The 18940-nt window shown below is 45.3% G+C and carries 22 protein-coding genes; 9 read left to right on the plus strand and 13 right to left on the minus strand.

Annotated elements, in window-relative coordinates:
• Positions 1–25 precede the first annotated feature (25 nt).
• From IAQ59_RS19590 to IAQ59_RS19615, 6 genes are all read left to right on the plus strand, one after another.
• On the plus strand, positions 26–586 hold the full coding sequence (locus tag IAQ59_RS19590; protein WP_209332551.1) for a Crp/Fnr family transcriptional regulator: 561 nt from the start codon (positions 26–28) through the stop codon (positions 584–586).
• 73 nt (positions 587–659) lie between these two features.
• The gene (locus IAQ59_RS19595) at positions 660–1913 is read left to right on the plus strand and encodes an MFS transporter (RefSeq protein WP_209332552.1); all 1254 of its coding nucleotides are present in this window, start codon (positions 660–662) and stop codon (positions 1911–1913) included.
• A gap of 149 nt (positions 1914–2062) precedes the next feature.
• Positions 2063–3121, plus strand: coding sequence for a nucleoside hydrolase-like domain-containing protein (locus IAQ59_RS19600; protein ID WP_209332553.1), 1059 nt, complete (start codon positions 2063–2065; stop codon positions 3119–3121).
• A complete protein-coding gene (locus tag IAQ59_RS19605; protein WP_209332572.1) occupies positions 3121–4023 on the plus strand; it encodes an NAD-dependent epimerase/dehydratase family protein in 903 nt (300 codons plus the stop codon). The genes IAQ59_RS19600 and IAQ59_RS19605 overlap by 1 nt, the downstream gene beginning before the upstream one ends.
• A 225-nt stretch (positions 4024–4248) precedes the next feature.
• Positions 4249–5616, plus strand: coding sequence for a M24 family metallopeptidase (locus tag IAQ59_RS19610; RefSeq protein ID WP_209332554.1), 1368 nt, complete (start codon positions 4249–4251; stop codon positions 5614–5616).
• Positions 5617–5828: 212 nt separating this feature from the next.
• The gene (locus IAQ59_RS19615) at positions 5829–6926 is read left to right on the plus strand and encodes a DUF6544 family protein (protein WP_209332555.1); all 1098 of its coding nucleotides are present in this window, start codon (positions 5829–5831) and stop codon (positions 6924–6926) included.
• A 66-nt stretch (positions 6927–6992) separates the two neighbouring features.
• Here IAQ59_RS19615 and IAQ59_RS19620 read toward each other — a convergent pair whose 3' ends face one another.
• The gene (locus IAQ59_RS19620; protein ID WP_209332556.1) at positions 6993–8696 is read right to left on the minus strand and encodes an amidohydrolase; all 1704 of its coding nucleotides are present in this window, start codon (positions 8694–8696) and stop codon (positions 6993–6995) included.
• 410 nt (positions 8697–9106) lie between these two features.
• Between IAQ59_RS19620 and IAQ59_RS19625 the strand changes: the two genes are divergently transcribed.
• Positions 9107–10306, plus strand: coding sequence for a DEAD/DEAH box helicase (locus IAQ59_RS19625; RefSeq protein ID WP_209332557.1), 1200 nt, complete (start codon positions 9107–9109; stop codon positions 10304–10306).
• A gap of 33 nt (positions 10307–10339) precedes the next feature.
• On the opposite strand, the gene IAQ59_RS19630 is transcribed toward IAQ59_RS19625, so the two are convergent.
• The 4 genes from IAQ59_RS19630 to IAQ59_RS19645 form a co-directional block, all read right to left on the minus strand.
• Positions 10340–10690, minus strand: a complete 351-nt coding sequence (locus IAQ59_RS19630) for a thioredoxin family protein (protein ID WP_245189722.1) — start codon at positions 10688–10690, stop codon at positions 10340–10342.
• Between the two features lie 81 nt (positions 10691–10771).
• Complete coding sequence (locus IAQ59_RS19635; RefSeq protein WP_209332558.1) at positions 10772–11500, minus strand: lysophospholipid acyltransferase family protein; 729 nt, start codon at positions 11498–11500, stop codon at positions 10772–10774.
• Positions 11501–12173: 673 nt separating this feature from the next.
• Positions 12174–12542, minus strand: a complete 369-nt coding sequence (locus IAQ59_RS19640; RefSeq protein ID WP_209332559.1) for a helix-turn-helix domain-containing protein — start codon at positions 12540–12542, stop codon at positions 12174–12176.
• A gap of 5 nt (positions 12543–12547) precedes the next feature.
• Positions 12548–12916 carry a type II toxin-antitoxin system HigB family toxin gene (locus IAQ59_RS19645; protein WP_342450730.1) on the minus strand — a complete coding sequence of 123 codons (369 nt, stop codon included), beginning with the start codon at positions 12914–12916 and terminating at the stop codon, positions 12548–12550.
• Positions 12917–12941: 25 nt separating this feature from the next.
• Between IAQ59_RS19645 and IAQ59_RS19650 the strand changes: the two genes are divergently transcribed.
• On the plus strand, positions 12942–13169 hold the full coding sequence (locus IAQ59_RS19650; protein ID WP_245189723.1) for a group II intron maturase-specific domain-containing protein: 228 nt from the start codon (positions 12942–12944) through the stop codon (positions 13167–13169).
• A gap of 168 nt (positions 13170–13337) precedes the next feature.
• On the opposite strand, the gene IAQ59_RS19655 is transcribed toward IAQ59_RS19650, so the two are convergent.
• The 6 genes from IAQ59_RS19655 to IAQ59_RS19680 form a co-directional block, all read right to left on the minus strand.
• Positions 13338–14441 (minus strand): nucleotidyl transferase AbiEii/AbiGii toxin family protein, encoded by a 1104-nt coding sequence (locus tag IAQ59_RS19655; RefSeq protein WP_209332561.1) that lies wholly within the window; start codon positions 14439–14441, stop codon positions 13338–13340.
• Positions 14434–15201, minus strand: a complete 768-nt coding sequence (locus IAQ59_RS19660; protein ID WP_209332562.1) for a DUF6577 family protein — start codon at positions 15199–15201, stop codon at positions 14434–14436. Before IAQ59_RS19660 ends, IAQ59_RS19655 begins: the two co-directional genes overlap by 8 nt.
• Positions 15202–15609: 408 nt before the next feature.
• On the minus strand, positions 15610–16011 hold the full coding sequence (locus IAQ59_RS19665) for a PIN domain-containing protein (protein ID WP_209332563.1): 402 nt from the start codon (positions 16009–16011) through the stop codon (positions 15610–15612).
• Positions 16008–16250, minus strand: a complete 243-nt coding sequence (locus IAQ59_RS19670) for a hypothetical protein (RefSeq protein WP_209332564.1) — start codon at positions 16248–16250, stop codon at positions 16008–16010. Before IAQ59_RS19670 ends, IAQ59_RS19665 begins: the two co-directional genes overlap by 4 nt.
• A 127-nt stretch (positions 16251–16377) precedes the next feature.
• Positions 16378–16755: a tyrosine-type recombinase/integrase gene (locus IAQ59_RS19675; RefSeq protein WP_209332565.1), complete on the minus strand. Its 378-nt coding sequence runs from the start codon at positions 16753–16755 to the stop codon at positions 16378–16380.
• Between the two features lie 159 nt (positions 16756–16914).
• Positions 16915–17181: a hypothetical protein gene (locus tag IAQ59_RS19680; protein ID WP_209332566.1), complete on the minus strand. Its 267-nt coding sequence runs from the start codon at positions 17179–17181 to the stop codon at positions 16915–16917.
• 114 nt (positions 17182–17295) lie between these two features.
• Here IAQ59_RS19680 and IAQ59_RS19685 point away from each other — a divergent pair, with 114 nt between their 5' ends.
• Positions 17296–17541: a hypothetical protein gene (locus IAQ59_RS19685; RefSeq protein WP_209332567.1), complete on the plus strand. Its 246-nt coding sequence runs from the start codon at positions 17296–17298 to the stop codon at positions 17539–17541.
• A gap of 82 nt (positions 17542–17623) precedes the next feature.
• Here the strand turns inward: IAQ59_RS19685 and IAQ59_RS19690 are convergent, their stop codons facing one another.
• Positions 17624–17884 (minus strand): hypothetical protein, encoded by a 261-nt coding sequence (locus tag IAQ59_RS19690; protein WP_209332568.1) that lies wholly within the window; start codon positions 17882–17884, stop codon positions 17624–17626.
• Entirely contained in the window at positions 17881–18783 is a 903-nt protein-coding gene (locus IAQ59_RS19695) for an ATP-binding protein (protein ID WP_209332569.1), read from the minus strand. Before IAQ59_RS19695 ends, IAQ59_RS19690 begins: the two co-directional genes overlap by 4 nt.
• Positions 18784–18940 lie beyond the last annotated feature (157 nt).

The raw sequence follows: 18940 nt of genomic DNA on the forward strand, positions 1-18940 counted from the left end.
GGGATAATCAACCAGCAATAAAAAAATGAAGGTTTTTGAATTCTTCCACAGTGTCTACCGATTGAGTCCTTCATCTCAACGTGCGTTGGAACACATTGCCGTGGAAAGAAAATTTCACAAAAATGAGATGATTCAGCAGATAGGAAGCAGATGCAGGACAATTTATATTGTTCAAAGTGGCTGCGCCCGGATCTTCTACTATAAGGATGGGGTGGATATCACTGAACATTTTGCCTTTGAAAATGAGCTGATTGTCCGCGCGGAAAGCCTCTTTACCGGCAGGCCAACCTCCAAGGGCATTCAAGCCCTAGATGAAACATCCATCGTAAGCCTAGACTCCGAGTCTGTTTTCAATCTTTATGATCAATTTCATGAAGTAGAGCGCTTGTTTCGGTTACTTTTTGAAAGGGAATACGTAAGCACAGTAAGGCGAATTGAAAGTCTCCAGTTTAAATCTGCCAAGGAACGATATATAGAGCTATTGGAATCAACTAACTATGTGCAGAAAATCCCGCTAAAGTACATCGCAACCTATCTAGGGATCACACAGGTTTCCTTAAGTAGAATTCGGGCCGAGATCCGCTGATTACTTATCATTTGTAAAAAGTTTCCGCTATACCATTTCGGAACTTTGCCAAAGGAATAAGTATCAGATATCGATGAATAGGGAGAAAATCCGGCTTGGCTTAAAGGAGAATTGGAGGCAGTTTGCACTTTTGGTGCTGGTGAATGCCTTTGTGGGAGGGATGGTTGGAATGGAGCGGACCATCATTCCACAATTTGCAGAGACCACATTTGGGGTCGGTTCAAAGACAGCTATATTGTCATTTATTACCGCATTTGGGCTGACCAAGGCCCTGGCGAATTACTATACGGGTAGACTGTCCAATAGATTTGGTCGAAGAAATCTCCTGTTGTTCGGATGGCTCTTGGCATTGCCCGTCCCGTTCATGCTACTGTTTGCCCCCAATTGGGGATTTGTCATTTTTACAAATGTGCTGCTGGGAATAAGTCAGGGATTTACCTGGAGCAGTACAGTGGTAATGAAGATTGACTTGGTGGGGGAGCAGGACAGGGGATTGGCCATGGGGTTAAACGAATTTGCAGGCTACCTTGCCGTTGGTATAGTCGCATTTTTTACGGGTTACATTGCCAATACCTATGGGGTGATACCTTATCCTTTTTACCTCGGAAGTTTCATTTCGATTGTGGGATTCGCCTTAACCGTGCTTTGGGTCAAAGATACAAGGGCCTTTGTCCGGAAGGAAAGTATGATCGACACGACCAAACCCCTCGACAATGTGTTTTTGCAAACGACCCTTATAGACAGGGTCTTAAGTTCTGTCACGCAGGCCGGAATGGTCAATAACCTAAACGACGGTATGATCTGGGGGCTGCTTCCGATGGTTTTGTTTTCGCTTCATTTTGATCATGCGCAGATCGGCGTCGTAACAGCTACCTACCCGACTGTGTGGGGAGTTGGACAACTGATCACCGGGAAAATGTCGGATCATTACTCTAAGAAGTCCATGCTTTTTTGGGGAATGTTAGGGCAAGGATTGGCCATATTGTGTATTCCACTAAGCAGCGACTTTTATACACTGGTTGCTATTTCAGCCCTGTTAGGGCTAGGAACAGCCTTGGTCTATCCTACCTTCCTTGCAACCATTGCCCAAGCAACCAGTCCCGTGCAACGCGCAGAGAGTATCGGTACCTTTCGCCTTTGGAGAGATCTCGGCTATGCATTTGGTGCGGTGATTTCCGGTGTCACAGCCGATTTATTTGGCATTGACTATGCCATTTTGTTAATCGGGATCATCACGATAGCGTCCTCCATGGTCGTCAAATTCCGCATGCCGGAAATAATCAGTCCAGGCAAGAATATATTGCAAAAAAGGACGGTATCAGTTTGAATGACAGGCCTCTGAAACCTTTCTACCGACTTGCATAACAGATCTTTTAAGAGGTGCAATAAAGGCATGGATTTTGGCTGATCGGCGTTAGAGGCACGGATATTGAAAGATAAATCGTAAATTACAGTTGATTTTTAAAAACCTGGACAATGGTTATAAGAGATAGCAGTGGGATACGATTTGCCTTAGTTATGGCCATGGTCACCTTGGGGGTGTTACACGTAAAAGCACAGGATAAGACCAGGGTATTTATCATGACCGATATCAACATCGATTCGGGTGATCCAGATGACCGACAGTCCTTGGTGCATCTTTTGTGGTATGCTGACGAGCTGGAAATTGAAGGGGTAATTCCGCACAGGTGGGAGTCAGGTGCCTTGGAGGCTTGTGAATTGGCAATCAATGCCTACAAATCCGATTTTCAACGGCTTGGACTTCTCGATTGGGGATTTCAAGATCCTGATGACGTTCGTACCAAAATCGCTATCGACAGGCTGCACGGAATGGAGCTATTCCGTAATGCTGCCTCGGAGATGGGTAGCCCGCTATACGTGCTGGTATGGGGCAACATGCTCACGTTAAAGGAGGCCCTTTTTGAATACCCGGAATTGGCCAGAAATATTCGGGTGGTTAGTATTGGCACAGGACTTATGCTGGAATCCAATATTCCCTACATGTCCAAAAGCAGGGAAAAGGAACGTCCTTGTATTCAGACCAACTGGAACGGCCTGGGAAGGAACGAAATTTATGAGGATCCTCGGTTTGACTCCCTGTGGTGGCTGGAAATAAACTGGACCTATGAGGGAATGTTTGTAGGCGGGCAGCCGGTCGAAATGCTGCAAAAGCTATCGGGTTACGGGATGATGGGCAAACACCTTCAGGAGGTGGTTAAAAAGGAAGCTTGGGCTCAGTACTTCCGGGTAGGCGATACACCGTCTGTGCTTTATGTGATTTCTCCCCACCATCCACTGGACGATCCGACTCAAAGCAGTTGGGCCGGGAAGTTTCAACGGCCCTTTCCGGATGCACGTCCGAATTACTTCACGGATTATAGCGGGGATTTGGATTGGAACTATGCAGATCCCTGTGCTTCTTGGGGCATCCACGAGCAAGTAAAAGATATCGCAGTAAATACCCTTTTTGAGCAACGGGAGGAGATGTATCGGGCGTTATTGACTAAATTGTCTGAACTTTACGAAAAAAAATGATGAACAAAAAGCGAATTTTCTTCACCGGTGGCTCGGGCAAAGCCGGAAAGCACGTGATTCCGTACCTGTTGGATCAGGGATACCGGGTGATGAATGTGGATCTGAAGCCGCTTGATTGTCCCGGTGTGGACAATTTGACCGCGGATATTACAGACTCCGGGCAGATGTTCAATGCAATGACCTCCTATGCTGGCCTGGACGAGTTGGACCATGGCAGTGGGGTGCCGGCTTTCGATGCAGTAGTCCATTTTGCCGCCGTCCCCCGCATATTGATCAATCCGGATAATGAAACCTTTCGGGTAAATACACTAGGTACCTACAACGTGATTGAGGCAGCGGTGAAACTGGGAATAAGGAAGGTCATCATCGCATCCTCCGAAACTACCTATGGCATCTGTTTTTCAGATGGCCAAACGGATCCAAAGTCATTGCCTTTGGAGGAAGATTACGACGTGGATCCGATGGATAGTTACGGACTCTCCAAGGTGGTCAATGAACAGACAGCCCGTGCATTTCAGCGACGCTCAGGGGTGGATATCTATGCACTTCGAATCGGAAATGTCATCGAGCCGCATGAATATGCGTTGTTGTTTCCGCATTATTTCAAACATCCGGAAGTCAGGAGGCGAAACGCTTTCTGCTACATCGATGCCCGTGATTTGGGTCAAATTGTCGATTTATGCATTAAAAAGGATGGATTGGGCTTTCAGGTGTTCAACGCCGGAAACGACCATAATGGAGCGATTTTGCCCAATAAGGTCCTGTTGGAACGTTTTTTTTCCGGTGTACCGGTTACCCGGGAACTGGAAGAGCATGAAGCTTTATTTTCTAATCGGAAGATCAGGGAAGTACTGGGCTTTAGGGAAAATCACCCTTGGCGAAGGTATGTAAAGGGAGCGTAGTGGCTCCGCTATCGCATGGATGAATGTTCGTCTGAACTACCTGCTGCGTTCAAAGAAAAACGATTTCCATGATGCAAGAAAGGTCAATTTGTCCATTTGGATAGCGTAATTTTCGTGGTAAGCCACTATCCCTGCCAGGTTCCAAGAGGATGGGTTCATACCTATGGAGAGGTTTCCTATTTATTTACAGCGGCTTCAAAATTAGTATTTTATATTTCTGCGATTATGCAACGACAGATTCTAAAAATCCTACTTATTGCCTTGGGTGTTCAATTGGTCAGCATACCCCTTACCTTGGCACAGGCACCTCATGTTCTCTCCCAGCGGGAACAAGCAGCGGTGATCGATCAATGGCTGGAGGAACGGATGGAGACGCTGCTTCCGCGGTTGATGGACAGGGCGGGAATCGACCTTTGGGTGGTGATATCCAGAGAATACAACGAGGATCCGGTGATCCGTACTTTCTTGCCGGCCACCTGGCACGCCGCAAGAAGACGTACCATGCTGCTGATGTTCAAGCCGGAGGGTAGCCAAGAAGTGGAGGCGCTCGCTGTGGCCCGGTATGATGTGGGGAAGTCATTTCAGAAGGCCTGGGATCCGGAATCCCAGCCGGATCAATGGAAGCAACTAGCCGACCTGATCGTGGCACGAAACCCAAAAAAGATAGGGATCAATACCTCCGATGATTTTGGGCACGCCGACGGGTTGACAGTTACGGAACATGAAATGTTGTTGCAATATTTGCCAGAGCGTTTTCAATCCAGGATTACCACTGCACAAAACCTGGCAGTTGGGTGGCTGGAGACCCGCATACCCTCCGAAATGGCCACCTATCGGCATATCCAATCCATTGCCCACCAGATCATTCAGGAGGGGCTTTCCGAGCAGGTTATCACACCAGGTGTGACGACTACAGATGACGTGGTTTGGTGGTATCGGGAGCGGATTAAAGATATGAAATTGGATACATGGTTCCATCCTTCTGTAGACATTCAGCGGGCCGACCCAGCCAATCAAGAGCAAAACCGTTCCTTTGCCGTCAAGGCTGAATCCCAAGTCATTCAGCCCGGAGACCTGCTGCACATCGATTTTGGGATTTCTTATCTAAGACTGATGACCGATACCCAGCAATTGGCCTATGTACTCCGGCCTGGAGAAACCTCGGTACCGGATTATTTGAAGGAAGCCCTAAAAGTGGGTAATCGGGTACAGGATATCCTTACCAGCCAGTTTGTAACCGGCCGTAGTGGAAACCAGATTTTACGGGAAACCCGAAAGCAGATGGAAGCGGAAGGTATACAAGGCAGTATCTATTCCCACCCCATGGGCTATCACGGGCATGCCTCAGGCCCCACCATCGGTATGTGGGATAATCAGGGCGATACACCTGGGGCGGGGGATTACCCCGTCTACCCGCACACCGTGTATGCCATCGAATTAAATGCAGTCGTGCACCTACCGCAATGGGGCAAAGATGTTCGCATTTTACTGGAGGAGGGTGCCTATTTTGACGGGGAAAAGGTAACCTATCTGAACGGAAGACAAAAAGAGTGGTTGACTATTCCTCGGGTAAAGGGGTATTTAGGGGACTGATCGAGGTGGCAATAGCTGCCTCACGGCAGATACGGGTGCCAGTTGAAAGCGTTTTTTGTAACCCACCCGCTTTCGGTTTGTGAGCAGCTATTTTTCGAAGACGATTTTTTTCGTTACCTTAATCCGGGTATTGGTTTGCCGAATCGATGCATTCGGTAAGCCCACGTACCGCATCTAATTGAATGAAGTGAAAATCAAAATCGACGATTCCTATGAGGATACTTTTTTGTGTGTTGTTGTTCGTACACGGTTTGATCCATTTGCTTGGTTTTGTAAAGGGGTTTGGGCTCAAAGAGGTAAAGGAATTGACGATGTCCGTTTCAAGGCCGATGGGGTTGCTGTGGCTATTGGCGGCCCTATTGATTTTGGGTTTTGCTTGGCAGTATTGGGCTAATGCCAAGTTGAGTTGGGTGCTGGGATTTGCGGCGGTGGGTTTATCGCAGGTTTTGATAGGGATTTATTGGAGCGATGCGAAATTTGGAACCCTGCCAAATGTCGCCATGATTTTGGTAGTGATTACTTTGGCCGGATCCTATTGGTTTCAGGGCCGCATAGCTAGGGAAAAGGATCAGTTAATAAGTTCGGTTAATCGGTCGAATTCCATCCCGGTCACCGAAGAATCCATTCGGAATCTTCCGAAACCCGTACAGCGCTGGCTTCGCCGATCCGGCGTGCTTGGAAAACCAACTATCCAAGTAGGCAAGGTAACCCAGCGGGCGCAAATGAAGTTGAGACCTGAACAGCAGCATTGGATGGACGCCAGTGCGGTACAGTACAGCACAGCGGATCCGCCGGGGTTTATATGGAGTGTAAATGTAAAAATGAATGCCTTTTTGAGCTTTCAAGGCAGGGACCGGTTCCAAGAAGGAACGGGAGAGATGCTCATTAAGCTCAATTCCCTATTCAACATAGTCAATGAGCGCGGGGAGAAGCTGGATGAAGGATCGTTGCAGCGCTACTTGGGTGAAGTAGTGTGGTTCCCTACCATGGCCTTGAGTCCCTGTATCGCATGGGAAACCCTGACCGATTCCAGCGCCAAGGCCACCATGGAGTTCATGGGTACCCAGGGCAGTGGGGTTTTTCATTTTAGTCCGGAGGGGGATTTTATCCGTTTTTCAGCCATGCGATTTCGGGGCAATGAAGCGGGTGCAAGTCGGAGTGAATGGGTTCTAGACGTAGAGGATTACCGCTCTTTTGAAGGCGTTCGGGTCCCCTCGCAAATGACTGCGACATGGTTGCTAGATACCGGCGAATGGACCTGGCTGAAGCTGGAGCTCGTCGATCTTACTTATGATCAAGCATCTAATTGATTGATTTGCCCAAAAACCCTTTATGCTGAAATGCAAAAATATTACGGGATGGGTGCATTGAAAGGATCAATCGGCTTGGTATACTATTTCTCCACCGACCACCGTCAAAACTACCCGGGTATTTAGGATTTCGTTTTCCGGTATTTCCATGATGTTTTTGTCAAAAACGGTAAAGTCTGCGGCTTTGCCGACTTCGATGGATCCTTTGAAACTTTCTTCAAATTCCGCATAGGCTGCGTCCAGGGTATAGGATCTCAACGCCTGTTCCCGGGTCATCTTCTGGTCCGGCTCGTAACCACCGTCGGGCTCCATTTTAAGTGTCTTTCGGGTTACGGATGCGTAGAAGGATGGGATGGGGTCTAGGGGCTCTACAGGGGCATCGGTACCGTTTGAGATAACTGCCCCAGAGCCTAGCAGCTTTTGCCAAACGTAGGCACCATCCTTGATTCGTTTCGCACCCAGCCTGCCTATGGCCCATGGCCTGTCGGAACTTAAGTGGATAGCTTGGATGGCCGCAATAACCCCCAGGGCGCCAAATCGGTCGATATCGTCTGGATGTAAGTGCTGCGCATGTTCGATGCGAAATCGGTGGTTGGTGACTTGCGGAAACTTGGCAAAGGTAGCCTCGTACTGATCCAATACTTCCCGGTTGGTGCGGTCCCCGATGGCGTGGGAGCAGATCTGAAATCCATGCTTGAGTCCTTTTTCGGCTATCTCTCCGACCAATTGCATCGGCATGGTTTCGTGTCCCCGATGTCCCGGTTTGTCAGAATAGTCTTCCAGCAGCCAGGCTCCCCAAGGGCCCAAGGCACCATCCATGTTAAGCTTGATCGCGCGGACAGTCACCAAGTGATCTGGGTCTACTAACGGCCCTTTTTGAAGCCAGGAGTCTACTAATTCCGGTTGTCGGCCCGAAAGCATCACGTACATTCTGGCTGTCAGCCGGCTCTCTTGTTTAAATTTTTCCAGCAAATCGATGACTTCTTGGCCACTTCCCGCATCGTGAAAGGAGGTGATGCCTTTTTCCGCCAGTTCCTGTAGCGCCAATTCCAGTGCTTTTTCAGCCCGCTCCGGGGTGTCTTTTGGAATGAGCTTACTCACTAGTCCGGAAGCCCGTTCTATTAGTATACCGGTGGGATTTCCCAGCTCATCACGGATGATTTCACCTCCATCCACCTCTTGCGGGACATTTTCACTGCCCAATGTCGCAATCCCCGCAAGCTCCATGGCCTTTTGATTGACAAAGGATGCGTGCCCGGAAGCATGGGCCAGGTATACGGGATTTAAGGGTGTGACCGCACTCAGTGCATCGTGTATTTGAAATCCTTTCACGGCATCTTGGGGAAGTGCCAGCCACTTGTCCTGATGCCAGCCTCGCCCTGTGATCCACTCTCCCGGTTCGGCGTTGCGTGCGGCCTCTGCTACTTTTGCTACTAATTCCTCGTAGGTAGCTACATACATCAGGTCAATTTCCAACTTGTTGTATCCAATGCCCATCAGGTGGGCATGGGATTCGATGAAGCCCGGCGTCAGGGTTTTTCCGGATAAATCGATGGTGGTAGTCTCCTTTCCGATGTATTCCCGTATTTCGGTGGAGGTGCCCACGGCCAGGATCTTCCCCTTGGCTACCGCTACGGCTTCTGCGGTGGCTTGGTCGTCATTTACGGTGTAGACAAGTCCGTTTAAGTACACAGTATCTGCTTTTTCGGTGGTCTTTGTGCAGGAAAACAGGAGTAGTGTTGCAGTGATGAGTAATAATACGTGTCGCATCTGTTGGTCAATTTTCTATTAGTGGCTAGAACATGCAGTAATCCTTTTCGCGGTTGTCCCGAGCTAGGCTGGTGGATTTAATATTGAAAGAGGGGCGTTGGATAGGTGCACAACCGTCCATTAGCGCTAATTACGCCGTCAAACCTAGTTAATTTTTCGCTGATTAGTTTAATTTGATTGTGTTGAATTCGCTTTTTAGTCTTGGTCCGGATGTAGGGTTACACGTTTTGCTAGTCTTCGGTCTTCTTATGCCTAGCTGCGAAAAAGATTATGTTACTTTCCTAGCCAAAAATTAGCTACCTTTGCGTCACTTTATAAAAAAGCACGCCAAGTTGTAGGTAGCTTTTAATCAATATCCCGCCGAGTAAGACCATACAACTGCTCACCCGGCCCATTATCAAAAGGCCTTTATGCCATTCAAAAAATTAGGAATAATTGACACTATCCTCAAGGCCCTCGCCAATGAAGGATACACCGCACCCACACCCATTCAGCAACAAGCAATCCCACTCGTGTTGGGTGGCAGGGACCTGCTTGGTTGTGCCCAAACAGGCACCGGAAAAACCGCAGCTTTTGCCATACCTATCATTCAATTGCTTAGCCTGCAAAAGCAAAGGAAGCCTGGGATCAAGTCGTTGATTTTAACCCCTACTAGGGAATTAGCCATACAAATAGACGAAAGCTTCGCTGCCTACGGGAAGTTTGCCGGTATCCGGCATACCGTAATTTTCGGGGGGGTATCCCAGCTGCATCAGACCAATGCCCTTAAAAAAGGGGTTGACGTCTTGGTGGCTACTCCAGGCAGGTTGCTCGATCTGATCAATCAGCGATTTATAGATCTAAGACAGTTGGAAATTTTTGTCTTAGATGAGGCAGACCGGATGTTGGACATGGGGTTTATACACGATGTAAAAAAAATCATCGCACTGCTTCCCCAGAAAAGACAGACCTTGTTTTTTTCGGCTACCATGCCCCCAGAAATCCAAAAGCTTGCCGATACGTTATTGACTAAACCTGCTTTTGTGGAAGTAACTCCTCCTTCCACAACCGTGGACAAAATCCAGCAACAGCTTTTTCTTACCTACAAAGCAGACAAGCCAAAATTATTGCTGCACCTGTTGAAGGAAAAGAATATTGGGTCGGCATTGGTTTTTACCCGTACCAAACACGGTGCGGACAGGGTAGTCAAATTTCTTATGAAGGAAAGTGTAAAAGCTGCCGCCATCCATGGTAACAAAAGCCAAAATGCCAGACAGAATGCCTTAAAGGACTTTAAAAGCGGGAAGCTGCAAGTACTTGTTGCCACGGATATAGCCGCTAGGGGTATCGATATCGATGAATTGGCCCATGTGTTCAACTTTGATCTACCCAATATTCCCGAAACCTATGTCCACCGAATCGGACGGACCGGAAGGGCGGGGAATTCGGGGGTTGCCATGTCATTCTGTGACGCGGAAGAACTTAAGGACCTGAGGGATATTGAGAAGTTAATTGGTAAAAAAATCCCCGTAGTGGAAAACCACCCGTATGAATTTAGTGGAATGATGAAAGAGCAGGCTCCAGAGAAAAAGAAAAAACCCCAACAAAATCAGCGGCGAAGAAGGAATTGAGCTAGGGGTTTCAATGGGTCGCTGGGACGTCCATTAATTTTCGAAGAAAAAGCTGTAGGGTCGGCTGATCCGATGGTGGAATTCCGCCAAGCTGATTAGTCCATTGCTTCGGAAAAACTCTTTTCCTTCTAAGAAACCGATAATCCCCGGAACGGAGGCCATGCGTAGCTGATAGGCCACTTCCCTTTGGTCATCAGCTGACAGTGGAATGAATTCCATCTGGGGAAATTCACTTTCCATCAGCGCGCTTATTTTCGGGAAAAGGACCTGACAAACACCGCATGATTCACTGTAAAAGTAAAATAGCACCCCCCGGTTTTCAGCAAGTAAGTTTTGAAAGTCTTGCATGCTCATAGGTGCTTTACCGGATGCTTTGTTTTCCATGGCTTCCCTTTTCACGGTTTCACTTTCAAAGGTAGGGCCGTAGAGTAGGCGGATTGGTGATGAAAATTACACAACCGACAATTATTCGTGGGTAAGAATCATCGCTTCCAATCGGTTGAAGCATTTTTCCTTCAGGGCTGCTATGTTTTCTTTATGGAGATTCGTGGGGGGCAATATAGGGGCGGAGAAGTATATCCGCACCGTTCCGGGCCACATCAGCAAAGAACCCTTCGGCATCACTTTTTCAGATCCAATGACGGCCATGGGAAGCAGCGGTGTCTGGGTTTCGATGGCCAGCCTAAATGCACCGTTGAAAAAGGGCAGCAAGGGTCGGTCTGAATCGTTTCGGGTACCCTCCGGTGCCACCACGATGGAGTGTCCTTCCGACAGAAATTGCATCAATTTTTGGATGCTTTTTTCCCGGCTTTCAGGGCTCTTTCTATCCACCCAAACAGCAAATTGGGAAATGACCCACCCAAATAAGGGGATTTTCTTCAACTCCTTCTTTCCCAGCGCGCGGATTTCTTGAGGAATAGCCATTGGGATCACCGGTGCGTCCAGAAACGAACGATGGTTGAAGGTATAGATATAGGCTTGGTCGGCTTCTATGTGTTCGGTTCCTTCCACCTGAAATCGAATACCCACCAACAATGCCCACCATCTAGCCCATAGACGAATAAAGAAAAAGGATAGCCGCACTCCTTTGGGAGGGAAAAAGGAAGGGACTAGGATAAAAACTCCCAGGGCTACCATAAGTATATTAAATACTAAAATGGCATATATACTGTATACGACCCGAATGAATTTCATTTTTTTGCCGCAAAATTAGCAAATTATCCCTTTTCTTGCTTTTTCAAGCCGCCTGTTTTGCTGCAGCAGGAAGATAAAGTCGAAGGTGTTTACGCCAATTTTTTGGAATCCATGCGGATTGATTTCTTTATTAGGATTTGCGGAAGGGCTCAACAAGTCAATCCCGCCTGAGGGTTACTGGCATCCCCTAACCGCCAATTACGTCTTAAGGACAAATTATAGGTAGATTGAATATCACCCCTTGACCTGTACCCCACAAATCCCCAAAAAACGTTAACTCAACGAGAAAAATACACGGTAGAGGAAAGGTCTGTATGTCTGTTCCATTTTTAGTCATCATATTCCAGAGGGTGCAATGTCAGTGCCGATTTGCCGGTATTCCTTATCCCGAAGCGTTAGTCCAGCGATGGCCGGATTTCCACTTCGTTCCAACACGTGGCATAGCCTTCCCTGTTTTTTACAAGGGCGGTTAGTCTTGAGAGGATCGAGCGTGAAGAAATAACCCCTTTGGATCATTTTAGCGATAGCCTGTACCGATAGCGGAGCGTATCGGCAATCCGGGCCGCGGGAAGGACGAGACCCGTACTGCCTGTCCCGATATCGGGATACGGTGGTGTGAAAGGTTTAGGAGTGGGATTCCCCTTTACCTACTCGACTAGCCCATCGTGCTTTTTTATTCGACAATTTGGTATTCCTTTATCAAGATATTTGTTGGTATATTCAATTCTTCATGCAATTTTCTTATCATATCAAGGGTGAGTTTCCTTTTCTTATTCAGTACTTCACTTACTCTGCTTTTAAAACCAATGGTCGCCGCTAAATCTTTCTGTTTCATATTTAACTGCTCCATTCTAAATTTTACAGCCTCGATAGGGTCAGGAAAGTCAATTGGAAAATTTTCCTTTTCATATGTATCAATCAAAATTGTCAATATCTCCAATTCATCACCTTCTTCTGTTCCCTTTTTCGCATCAAAAATAAGCTCTAACCTTTCAAGTGCTTTATCGTAATCTTCCATGTTTTTAATGGGTCTGATTTCCATAAATTTTAAATTTCATTTGCGTTAACTTTGTCATATTCTGCATGAGTACCAACAAATCTGATCCATGCCAATCCATACTCATAATTAATTTTAACAATTAATCGGTAATTGTTTCCTTTAATGTTAAAAACTACCCTATTATCTGCCAAAATACTGGCACTTGGATAATCTCTTTTAATTTCATTTGGTGATTTCCAATGAGCGCTATCTGCTTCATGGTACCATGATCTTAATTGTTCCTCACAATCAGCATGCTTTTCCCAGTATTCTCTTAGTGTCTTTTTAGCAATAACTCTCAATATTCTACTTCTTTTATTAATCGTAAATATAAGTAGAAAAGTTACCAATTTGGTAACTTTTTGTTTTTTTTGCATTTGGGCTAACGGTCCTCTGGCCATATTGCTCAATCCAAAGATACGAGGGTGGGTTCAATATTATGGGAAAATAAGCCGTAGAAGTTTAAAATCGGTGTTTTATTACCTACACCATCGATTGATCAGGTGGATTTTGAACAAGTACAAGCGTTTCAAAGGAAGCAAAGTCAAGGCAGTTAAATGGCTTAGACAAGTTACCGTTTCTTATCCAAACCTGTTCTACCATTGGGAACTGGGCTACAAATTAGTCTAGCATAACAGACCATAACCGACTGCATAATAAGAGCCGTATGAAATGCCCAAGCATTCGTGAATACAACTAAACACAAATCCATCATGAACAATCGAGAGATTCACTGCTTGTCTGTGAGAGGTTTATGGGTTGGATTCCCCTTTACCTACTCGACTGTGCGTTCGTGCATTATTTTTCTTTCGTTATTAATTGCACGGTTTGATACCAATAGTAGAATGAAGACTTATCCGGCTGCTTTTTCAATTTGTTTAGAAAGTTCCAGTCAGGATCGTTTATATTCAATTCTTTGACATCCTGTCCTTCGTAGTAGTTAATAGGCAACATGTCATTCGCCATAATTTTTGCCGCCAGATAGGCAATGCGAGAGGATGCCGGTACAGCATCATCAATGCGGAAGTTGCCTGACATCAGAAAGCCAAAATCAAAAGCTTTAATTCCTCTTTGTAATTCGGCAAACTTTTGCTTTTCGTCATCCGATCCGCCACCTCTTTTGGCAATGATGAGACAGGTGTCAATGGTGTCCTGTAATACCTTTTTAGGCGTTAGGTCGCTCTCAGGGTTCCCGTTTTTTCGGTAGTTGATTTCCTGTTCCGCAAAGGCCATAAAGCTTTTCGCCACCAATTCAACGTCTTCGATATGATCAAACAACTTGCTCAAGTCGAATAGTTGTTTGCAAATCTCCATGGAGAAAGGTTGCCTGTCCTTTCCTTTAAAATAGGGAATACCTATCGTTTCGGGAGCAAAGGCCGTAAGCTTGTCCCCTGTTATGGCATCAATGGTAGGAACCGTGACCATGGTCTCAGTCTCTGTTTCAATCCATTTTGTATCGACAGGTAGTTCAGCCAGTGCCGGATAAATCGAATCTCCAATCAGTACATCAAGCAGGATGGTTCCGGATCCCTGTTGTTTGGTATCGAATGAAAACTTGTAATGCGCCTTTGGAACTCCCGGCCGGTAGCTGCGGTGTTCATCCAACTTCCGTTCTATAAAATGGGAACTTTCGATAACCTTGTTCAGGATTTCTTCAAGGTCTTTTCTTTCCGCATTGCAAACGATATCAATGTCAATTGAGAAACGGTTTCCTTCTTTGAGCAGAAGTACCAAACTCGTTCCACCTTTGAAGACGAAGTCCAGTCCATTTGCCTCGAGTCTTTCAAGTAAATGCAGAGCATGAATCATTTTTTCGAGAATGATCTTGTCAATTCGTTTGTAGTCCTTTTGCTTTTTGAATTGCTCCAGCCACTCTTCGGTAAAACACTTGTCTTTAATCATCAATAACATCTTTTACCAGGTGAAACATGTGGTTGGTCATGAACTGCTTTATATCATGTTCTCTTTCCCTTCTTTTTGCATAGCTGAACAATTTGGTAAAATTGATCGTGTAATTGCTGAGGGCATTTTCATAAATGTGAATCAATTCACCGCCTTGCAGGTAATAGAAGAGGCGCTCTTCAGCGAACAGATCAACGAGAATCTTCTCCAGAGTAGGAGTGTAGAACTTAACCTTCTTTTCTGTTCGTTTCATCAATGGCGCTCTTGTGAGCAATTTTTTAATAATGACAGGTTGATTGCTTTCAGCAATGTAGAAGTCAATAGCTTTTTCGTCCGGGTTTATAAAAACTTCCCTACGGGAATTGTCCTTCAAAGCATAAAACAAGGATTCTTCAAATCCCTTTTCTACTTCTATGTACAAAGTTGATTTACTCGTTTGGTGTTGTGCAAATTCGTTCAGCCATACCGTTTCCCAAACACAGTACTTGACTTCATCAAATTTTTCGGACAGTTGTTTCGCAATTTTAAGGAGATTGGGAGAGATGTCCGGTTTGTATTTAGGTTTATAGGTGATTACATAAAGCCCTATTTTGATAGGCTTAATGATGTTTCTGTTTTTCAGGTCATAGATTCTCCACCCGAAAGTTCCTTCTTTCAGTTCAGGTTCGAAGTAACGGTAGAATTGAAAGAGTTCTTCGCGTGAAAAAGACTCCCTATCCTTGAATTCTTCGATCAATTTATTCTCTAGTATTTTAGGCATATCGGACCCAATTTTTGCCAAATATACGTATTTATGGCTTAATTTGGAAATCCAAAAAACGCCAGTAAAGTAAAATTCTGGCAAAATTTGGATATTCTGGAGAGCTTTGGTTGTGGGTTGGCGTGAGTGGCTTTGCAAAACCGCCTGCCGATCTGGCAGGTGTGCCAAATAAGCGCAGCGATTCACGAACACCAATAAATCAATTATTGAGTGAGTAAATGGGGGTTGGGAGAGCAATTTTAAAAAATGTGAAGGGTCGGCTTTTTCCAATGTCATCTGTCTTAAAACGTCGTCTTGAAAATTGTGGTTTAAAAGCCCATCCTGAAAAGCCCAAAATGTTGTATTGCAAGAAAGAAGGCAGAAATCTAGAAGGCTTTCCTGTTCAGTTTGATTTTCTGGGCTTCAGTTTTAACAAAACCCAAAGAGGTATTCAGGATCTGGCCATATTATTCTTTGAAACTCTTTCAAGTTTTCTGTTACCATTATTAGGTCTTTTTCTATTGCTGTGCATCCAATCAACAGGTCAACATCACTAATCTGCAATCCTATGGATCTTAATCGGGCTTTCTCTTTTCCATACAGGTAAATAGCGCTAAAAATCGGAAGTATAACAACTTGATTGGCAAATACTTCAATTAAATCAAGATTTTTTTGAGGTTTTTTACTGTTTTCAGCTCCAAAAACCAGTTCTGCCAAAGTAATTTCTGAGACAGCAAAATTCTTAGTACCTAGCTGTTCAAATTTTTCTATCAATCCATACTTACCTCTTAAAAAATGGACGCAGATATTGGTATCTAAAAGGTACTTCATTCAAAACCAGGATTTTCTGTTCTTTCAATTCTGGATTCTCTAATTTCTTTAATGATTTCATCCGAATCTTTATCATCTTCCCATGCTCCAAAAATGCTTCGCAAATCCACCTTCTCTTCTTCTATTTCCAGAGACTCGGTCAATTTAATGATCAGTTTTTTCTTAGAAATATTATCCAAACCTTTCAAGATATCGAAATACTTTTCCAATTTATTGTTGTTTAAAGTAACGTTTGCCATGCTTTTTTTCAATTTTCGCTAACCACTGACTAACCGCAATCCATTGACCTATGTGCCCCGTGGGTAGGGTCTCTGAATTTAGTAAAAATCCGCTTATATGCAACTAGCTTTTTCATTCCAATTCCCGTTACCCATCCAAGAGATAGCCGGATGAAGTGATCTGACCCAGATGCCGTCGGCTTACGCGGGTGTAGATTTCGGTTGTTTTACTCGATTTATGCCCCAACAATTGCTGTTTAAACTGCAAATCCGTGCCGCCTCCCAGCAGGTGCGTGGCAAACCTGTGCCTTAGCATGTGGGGGTGCAGACGCTTTTTGATGCCGGTTATTATAGCCGCGTACTTTCGGGTAAACTGCTGAATACTGCTTCTGTTGTATTTTTCGCCAAACTGCCCCTCAAATACAAATTCCTTAGCCTGTGTGGCTTTTAGGTACTGCCGCAGCCGGTCCAGTATGGCGATGGGTAATAGGGTGTATCGGTCTTTTTTGCCTTTTCCCTGCCGCATTCCCTGCTTCCAGTCTTCCGGATGCCTCCTGTCATACGAGCATCATAGAGCCCCTCTGACAGCGGGTCAGATCAGCGGGGGTGACTCGCTGAGGATACCTTTGGAGTGCATGCCGGCCTCTTGGTGCGGATTTTTTAGGATAATAGCCCGCAGTGGGTATCACTCATCCTTCACCACCTCCACCAGTTCCACCCAGTGCCCTGCTTTTTTGCCGGTGAAGTGGTCGATCTGATGGCGGCACCTAAAGCCGCAGGCAGCGAGGGAATCTCCGGCTTCCAGCTTGCGGACGACTGGAAACAGGATCTCTTCCCCGAGTTTCCATGACAGCTCCAGATGCTCCTTTTCGTAGCCAAAGGATCCCGCCATGCCACAGCAGCCCGAGGGGATCTCCATCACCTGGTTAGCATTCCCAATTAGCTTTTTCATGCTTTGGGTACCGTAGAGGGCCTTTTGGTGGTTAGATTAAATATCTTTCATTTAAATGTAACCCACAAATCCCCAAAAAAAGTTGACTTTATGAGGATAATACACGGTAGATGAATGGACATCAAAGTAAAAAAGCTATACCTAATAGAGCAGCTGGCCAAGGTGGAAGATGTAAAGATAATACAGCAGATCAAAGATCTATTGAGTTCCCAGAAAGAACCTATAGTCGGCTATAAACCGGACGGTGGCACTATTACTAGGTCAGAGTTGGTAGCTGGGGCAAAGGAATCGAATAAAGCCAGCAAAGATGGAAAGATGATCAATTTGGAGGATCTTGAAAAAGAATCGGAAAAATGGTAACTGGGATAGATGTCCTAATCACAGAGCCCGCCAAAAAATCATTGAAAAAACTTTAAATCTACATAGGTTTGGAGTTAGATTCCTATGCTAAAAAGGTACGAAAGGCCATACTTGGAAAAGCCAAGAGTTTATCGGACAACCCGGAAAGGGGGCAGAAGGAAGAATTGTTAAAATCGCTCGATTCTCCGGTGCCGGAACGGGCGACTCCGGTTTTCAGGTCATCTTCAATCAGAACTTCATCTTCATTTGAGCGGACCAAACTACTGCCCACAAAATGCGGGTAGCCTTCATTTCCTAAAAGCTCTGTGAATACTTGCTCTAATTTCGCTTCGGTAAACTTCATTCTTGTTCAATTATTTGCCAGTAGCCTTTTTTTCTTCCCCCTATACGCTGTAATATGTTTTTATTTTTCAATGCATCTATATGATTGTCAATGGTAGTTGTGCTTGTTCCTATTTGCCTGGCCATAGCACTTTTGGTAATATGCTCATCTTCACTTACCAGGTTTAATATTTTAATTTGGGTATCTGGAAGTTCTTTTACCAAGTCTTTTACCAACCTTTTTACCAACCCAGCTTGTTCGGTGACTTGCTCGGTGGTATGCACAGGGCTCGAAGCAGGAAATACCATTCTCAAAAAATTTTCCGAAAACTGAAAACAGTCTTTGCCATATGCTTCCAAGATTCTGGGAATGCCAGAACCCAACTGCTCTACCAAGTCCAAATCTTTAAAAATCCGCATCAGTTCTTTGTTACGGGGAATAGAAAAACCTTCGAAAAATTCGCTTTCGCTTAATCCCTCAGGCAGTGAGCCGGCAGAAGTAATCTCTAAACGATCTTTGAAAATCTCAAACTTTGGCGCTATTTCCCTGGTATAATCATTGTGCACAAATGCATTGATAATGGCCTCCCTTAGGGCGATGGCATTCCAAAGTGGCTTTTCCTTTCGCTCTTTGGAAGTAATTAAAGTAATGGTGCGATTTTCAAGGGCTATTTTATCCAATACACTTTTGGTAGCTTTTACAAGCGAAACATAGCCATATTCATTGCTCTCAACCAAATCGACTCGACTATCCCCTTGGTATTTGGCTACTTTTACAGAAACTTTGTTTTCATCTGCCAGGAGGTAAGCAGCATAGTTTGCATCGCCTTGTGGGGTAAGAAGCTCCAGGTTCCTTTTAAACTGCTTGTTGAGTGGCTTCTTCTTCTCCTGATAGTAAATATGAAGTTGTTCAAAACTCAAATCCTGACGGTTGGCTTTTTATCTTTCCTATGGAATTGCGGGTACGCCCGGCAAAAAGCTCTTCTATCATTTTTTGTGGCATCGGCTCTGCTGCTGTACCAATGTAAGCAACCGCCCATCCCCCTATCAATAATTAGGCTGGGGTTCCTTGGCCAAT

This window comes from Lunatimonas salinarum, from assembly GCF_017811155.1.
GTDB classification, from domain to species: Bacteria; Bacteroidota; Bacteroidia; order Cytophagales; family Cyclobacteriaceae; genus Lunatimonas; species Lunatimonas salinarum.